Origin of the sequence: Pseudanabaena sp. SR411, assembly GCF_002251945.1 — a bacterium.
Taxonomy (GTDB): domain Bacteria; phylum Cyanobacteriota; class Cyanobacteriia; order Pseudanabaenales; family Pseudanabaenaceae; genus Pseudanabaena.
The window spans coordinates 1-5,382 of record NZ_NDHW01000240.1; the positions used below are offsets into that span (position 1 = coordinate 1).

General features: G+C 38.5%; 7 protein-coding genes. 6 read left to right on the plus strand and 1 reads right to left on the minus strand.

Going from position 1 to position 5,382, the window contains the following annotated elements; all coding sequences use genetic code 11:
• Nucleotides 1-296: 296 nt before the first annotated feature.
• On the minus strand, nt 297-1,172 hold the full coding sequence (gene rsmH, locus B9G53_RS24725) for a 16S rRNA (cytosine(1402)-N(4))-methyltransferase RsmH (protein ID WP_094536089.1): 876 nt from the start codon (nt 1,170-1,172) through the stop codon (nt 297-299).
• A gap of 165 nt (nt 1,173-1,337) precedes the next feature.
• Between rsmH and ilvN the strand changes: the two genes are divergently transcribed.
• The 6 genes from ilvN (at nt 1,338) to dcm (ending at nt 5,154) form a co-directional block, all read left to right on the plus strand.
• Entirely contained in the window at nt 1,338-1,877 is a 540-nt protein-coding gene (ilvN, locus tag B9G53_RS24730; RefSeq protein WP_094536090.1) for an acetolactate synthase small subunit, read from the plus strand.
• Nucleotides 1,878-2,049: 172 nt separating this feature from the next.
• Nucleotides 2,050-2,175, plus strand: a complete 126-nt coding sequence (locus tag B9G53_RS28785; RefSeq protein WP_254923805.1) for a hypothetical protein — start codon at nt 2,050-2,052, stop codon at nt 2,173-2,175.
• Between the two features lie 174 nt (nt 2,176-2,349).
• Entirely contained in the window at nt 2,350-2,580 is a 231-nt protein-coding gene (gene tumA, locus B9G53_RS24735) for an antitoxin TumA (protein WP_094536091.1), read from the plus strand.
• The gene (tumE, locus tag B9G53_RS24740) at nt 2,570-2,977 is read left to right on the plus strand and encodes a toxin TumE (RefSeq protein WP_094536092.1); all 408 of its coding nucleotides are present in this window, start codon (nt 2,570-2,572) and stop codon (nt 2,975-2,977) included. Before tumA ends, tumE begins: the two co-directional genes overlap by 11 nt.
• 154 nt (nt 2,978-3,131) lie before the next feature.
• On the plus strand, nt 3,132-3,869 hold the full coding sequence (locus B9G53_RS24745) for an Eco47II family restriction endonuclease (RefSeq protein ID WP_094536093.1): 738 nt from the start codon (nt 3,132-3,134) through the stop codon (nt 3,867-3,869).
• The gene (dcm, locus tag B9G53_RS24750) at nt 3,853-5,154 is read left to right on the plus strand and encodes a DNA (cytosine-5-)-methyltransferase (RefSeq protein ID WP_094536094.1); all 1,302 of its coding nucleotides are present in this window, start codon (nt 3,853-3,855) and stop codon (nt 5,152-5,154) included. Before B9G53_RS24745 ends, dcm begins: the two co-directional genes overlap by 17 nt.
• The last annotated feature ends 228 nt before the right edge of the window (nt 5,155-5,382 follow it).

The window sequence follows — 5,382 nt, forward strand, 5'->3', positions numbered from 1 at the left end:
AACAAAGACAACCCTAATACCTAATCCTAAATATTCTCCTTTTCATTCTCTTGGATTTGCTCAGTTCTCCATTCTCTGGGTTGCTTCTTCCTGCTCTTTTTCTGATTTTCTTAATCAACTTAGTCTAGACTCCAGTATAGCAATGTAAGTTTTGCTTAGGACATAAAACCCCAAAGATGAGTGGCGGCGCGAAGCACCGCCACTCATCTTTGGGGTTTTGATTTGTCCTAGCTACCTCTTGTGTTGCTATATGTTGACGTGCGGTCTTTTGTAACACCGTACATCAGCATCTGAATTTAGACGGATGCGTCTATCCTTTGTGCTATGCGTAACTTAGCTGATCGCGCTCTAGGATTTGCTCTAGTTTCCTCATCAGTAGCGATGATGACTTTTTTGGTTAGGACTTGTAAGCGATCGTCCTCGCGCAAAGTATGTTTCACAATCCGATCCTCCAGACTATGAAATGTAATCACTGCAATTTTACCGCCAGTTTTGAGCCAATTGGGAGCAATGGTTAGCCATTTTTCGAGACTTTCTAATTCCCGATTAACGGCGATTCGCAAAGCTTGAAAAGTTCTGGTGGCGGGATGAATTCTACCGTGACGATAACTGGAGGGAACACATGCCGAGATGGCATTTGCTAGTTCCAATGTAGTTTTAAAGGGACGTTTCTCGACGATTTGACGGGCTATCCGCCGCGATAGTCTTTCTTCACCAAGTTTAAAAAAGATATCTGCAAGTTCTACTTCTTTATAGTGATTGATGATTTCGGCAGCAGTGAGAGTTTGGCGATTATCCATTCGCATATCGAGATCGCCTGACTCGCGGAAACTAAATCCCCGCTCGGCAACATCAAACTGAGTCGAACTCACACCCAAATCCGCCAGAATACCATCAAATTTCAAATCCGATGATGGCTGATATTCACAAAAGTTACCGCGCCAAAAACTAACCCGATCTGCATAATCCTTCAGGGTGTCACTTGCGGCGGTGATCGCCATTTCATCCCGATCAATCCCTACTAAGCGCACATTCTCCGCTGCTTGCAAAATTAATGCGCTATGCCCACCACCGCCCACAGTGCAGTCAAGATATACACCACCTGCAACAATTTCTAAACCTGCGATCGTAGGTTCGGCAAGCACGGGAACATGATGAAACTGGGCAGTCATATTTTTTGAGGTTTGAATAGATAGCTTAAGTGGGGCTTAGTGTCCCACTTAGTTTTGAAAAATAAGCACCTTAATCGTTATCAATATGTATCTTGATAATCGCAATAAGGTAACCAAAGTCATTAATATAGTCTACTGTGCTGTTTATTTGCCGAATTTGTCACCATGAAACATACTCTCTCCGTTGTCGTCCAAGATGAGGCAGGCGTGCTGACCCGTATTGCTAGCTTGTTCGCCCGCCGAGGTTTTAATATCGAGAGCCTTGCGGTTGGGACTGCTGAGCAAGATGGATTTACGCGCATTACGATGGTTGTCTCAGGCGACGATCACACGATTGAGCAAATCACTAAGCAGTTGCATAAACTGATCAATGTGATCACAATTCTTGATTTTACCGATATTCCCTGTGTTGAACGCGAGTTGATGCTCGTCAAGGTGAACGCCGCCCCGAATGTGCGATCGGAAATTATTGAAATATCCCAGATTTTCCGCGCCCGTATTGTTGATGTAGCTGATGATTTCCTAACGATCGAAGTGGTGGGTGACCCCGGAAAGATGGTGGCGATTTTGAAAATGTTAAACAAGTTTGGCATTCGCGAAATTGCCCGTACTGGTAAGGTTTCGCTGACCCGTGAATCAGGTGTAAATACGGAATATCTCAAAATTTCTAAAAATAGCCTAGGCAGCGCAATCTCTAATTTCTAATTTTTTAGCGATCGCTATTTGTCGCAGTCCTCAGTTATTGCTAGGTAAGGATGTGCTGCTCTGCGCTCCGCACTAACCAATCAAAGCTAAAAAGTTGCGCCCCTGCGGGGCGCAACTTTTTAGCTTTGATTGTATCTAGCTTTACGCCAAGAATTAGAGAGTAAGTTAAGAAATGTCGCGTAATAGTTTTAGGGATTATTTCGATCAGTTAATTGCCTGTAGTCAGCCGAATATTGCCATGGTTATTCAAGATGCGATCGCTTTTCTTGAGGGAGTTGAAAGTAATGGGATAGATTAGTGATCGCCATATCAGGCAATAGCTCAACTGCATATCCTTTTAAAGCTTTATGCCATAGTTTTTAGAGAACCCACTATAATCTTAATAAGATTTCAGGAAGTCACCATGATTGTTGAAACTAGCAACAAATGTAGAAGTTTCTTAAAAACATAAATAATAAATTCGGTTATTGTCATGCGTAAACAAATTACTGAATATACATCGCCTCTAGACTCTTTAGTAGCTTTGACTAAGCAGTTATACGGTTATGAGATTAAATATCAAACTGATTCGGCTGACTTTTTTGTGCAGTATCAGCAAGGTAAGACGGATGATGATGAAGATAAGTTTGATTGGGCAAGTAATTACCGTCATTATCTAGCTTTACGACAAGAACTAGAGAGTAAGCTAAGAAATGTCGCGTAATAGTTTTAGGGATTATTTCGATCAAATAGATCAATTTTTGGAAGCTTATCCTGATGTCTATGTAGAGAATTACAATGCCACAATTCTATCTAGTGAGCGTGCTAATCTCAAACTTCGATTGCGTTTTTATTTCCAATATTTACTTTCTATCAGTGAGGCTTTGGTTGTTGTAGATGATCAAATTACGGCGATTGATTATCGCTATCATTTCCAAGAGGGACAGAACAATCTAATTTTTCGCTATGACAATACACCTCATTTCCCTAATCTGCCGAGTTTCCCTCACTACAAGCATTTGGTAGATCAGGTAATTTCTTGTAATCAGCCAAGTATTGAGACGGTCATTCAAGATGCGATCGCTTTTCTTGAGGAAGTTGACAGTAATGGTATAGATTAGCGATCGCTATATCAGGCGATCGCATCTAATCCCACAACGTCACAAATCACTACAAAAAGCTTCGACTAATTCATAATTAGCCAAAATGCTTTATAATCGAACTTAAAACTACTACTAAAGTAATCGTTGATTTTCTTGTGATTGTTTTTATAAAATGGAAGAATATAATTTAGGATTTATCAGCGATAGCGATATTTTTAAGCATGTCAAAGATACTGTCATGAAATATCGTTTCCGAATTGCTCTTTCAGAATTTAACAGCAATTTAATTGATCCAGTCAAATTAACATTTGATTCAAAAGTTTACAAAAAAGATATTGAAGATGTTTTAGAAAGTGAGATTATTCGACAATTAGATAAAAGCAATACAAATCACATAGGATATTTTCATCAAAATATTTTTAAATTTGTTGGTAATGGGTGGACTGTTCCAGATCAAGGTTACGACATTGTAAATGAGTCAAAGAAAATTTATGTAGAGATGAAAAACAAACATAACACAATGAATTCATCCTCTTCTAAAAATACTTATCTTCGGATGCAGGACACCTTGATAAAAGACCCTAATGCTAATTGTATGTTAGTTGAAGTTATCGCTTCTAATAGTCAGAATCAGAATATTGAGTGGAGTGTAAATAAAGTCTCACATAAACAAATTCGCAGAGTTTCAATTGATAAATTCTATGAAATTGTTACAGGGGATAGACTAGCTTTTAAGAAACTATGTACTGTGTTACCCAGAATAATCGAAGATGTTGTATCAAGTGTGAAGCTTGCTGAAAAGTCTAATACAGTAGTAAAAGAGCTAAAAGAGATAGATAAAAATCTTCTAAAAAGCATTTATTTATTGTCATTTCGTAAATATGAAGGATTTCATGATTTTGACATATAATAGTATCAATGCCGAGTTGTTAGCTGACATCGTATCTGTCTCTAAATCAACATTATTAAAGTGGGAAAACAACGGTAAGTTAAAACCATTTATATCCACGGCTGGCAAAAAACAATACCAGATTAATCAGTTGACCGAGTTTAGAGAAATTCGAGATATGCTGAACTCAAAATGGGATGAGGAGATTCAGGTTAAACCAGTCAGATCTTTCTCATCCATAGAGCTTTTTGCTGGTGCTGGAGGATTAGCGATAGGACTTGAAAAAGCTGGTTTTGAAGCTGCTGCTCTAAATGAGTTCGACAAGCAAGCTTGTAATACACTTAGAGCCAATAGACCAAACTGGAACATAATTGAAAGTGATATTCAAAATGTAGATTTTACAAGCTTTAGAGGGATCGACTTTATTTCAGGCGGTTTTCCCTGTCAAGCATTTTCTTATGCAGGAAATCAACTTGGATTTGAGGATACAAGAGGAACTTTATTTTTTGAATTTGCGCGTGCAATTAAGGAATCTCAACCAAAAGTTTTTCTTGGAGAAAATGTTAGAGGTTTACTTGAACATGATAATGGAAGAACTATCGGGGCAATTAAGTCAGTAATTTCTAGTTTAGGATATACGTTAATTGAACCAAGAGTTTTAAAGGCAATCTTCTATAAAGTGCCACAGAAACGTGAGCGGTTAATGCTCGTTGGCATTCGTAATGACCTAGTTCAGTATGCTCAGTTTCAATGGCCCTCACCTTACAAACGGATTTATGTATTGAAGGATGCCCTTAAAGCTGGTGAACTTTATCCCAATGATGTACCTGAATCTATTGGTCAAAAATACTCTAAACGAAAAGAAGAAATCTTAAAACTTGTACCTCAAGGTGGGTATTGGCGAGATTTACCTGATGAACTACAGCGTGAATATATGCAAGGTAGTTATTTTCTTGGTGGTGGAAAAACTGGAATGGCTCGTAGATTGTCTTGGGATGAGCCAAGCTTAACTCTGACTTGTAGTCCATCTCAAAAGCAGACTGAAAGATGTCATCCAGAGGAAAGTAGACCGCTTACTGTTAGAGAATATGCACGGATTCAAACTTTTCCTGATGAGTGGATCTTTTCTGGATCATTATCGAGTCAATATAAGCAAATTGGAAATGCTGTTCCAGTTAATTTAGCTTTTGCAATGGGAAAAAGTCTCATAACATTGTTAAACAGTATCGAATCGAAAGCATATAAAAGCGACTATACCCAAATCGCCTCAAGCTCGATCGCTGAAAACTTAATCTCAACCTTCTGATTGAGAGCGCCAGCAATTTTCTGAAACATTGACAGCGAATGCCCATCATAATCAGCATCATCAAGTAAGAGCGATCGCCGATTATTTACTGGAGTTTAGACTAAAAAAGGTAAGAAAGGCAGAGTAAAAGAGATACAAACTGCCTAAAGTAGATAAAAAAGAAAGACATATCTACAGCCATGATTATTGACAAACTACAGGAATTTCGTCAACAGGTATATGGATTTT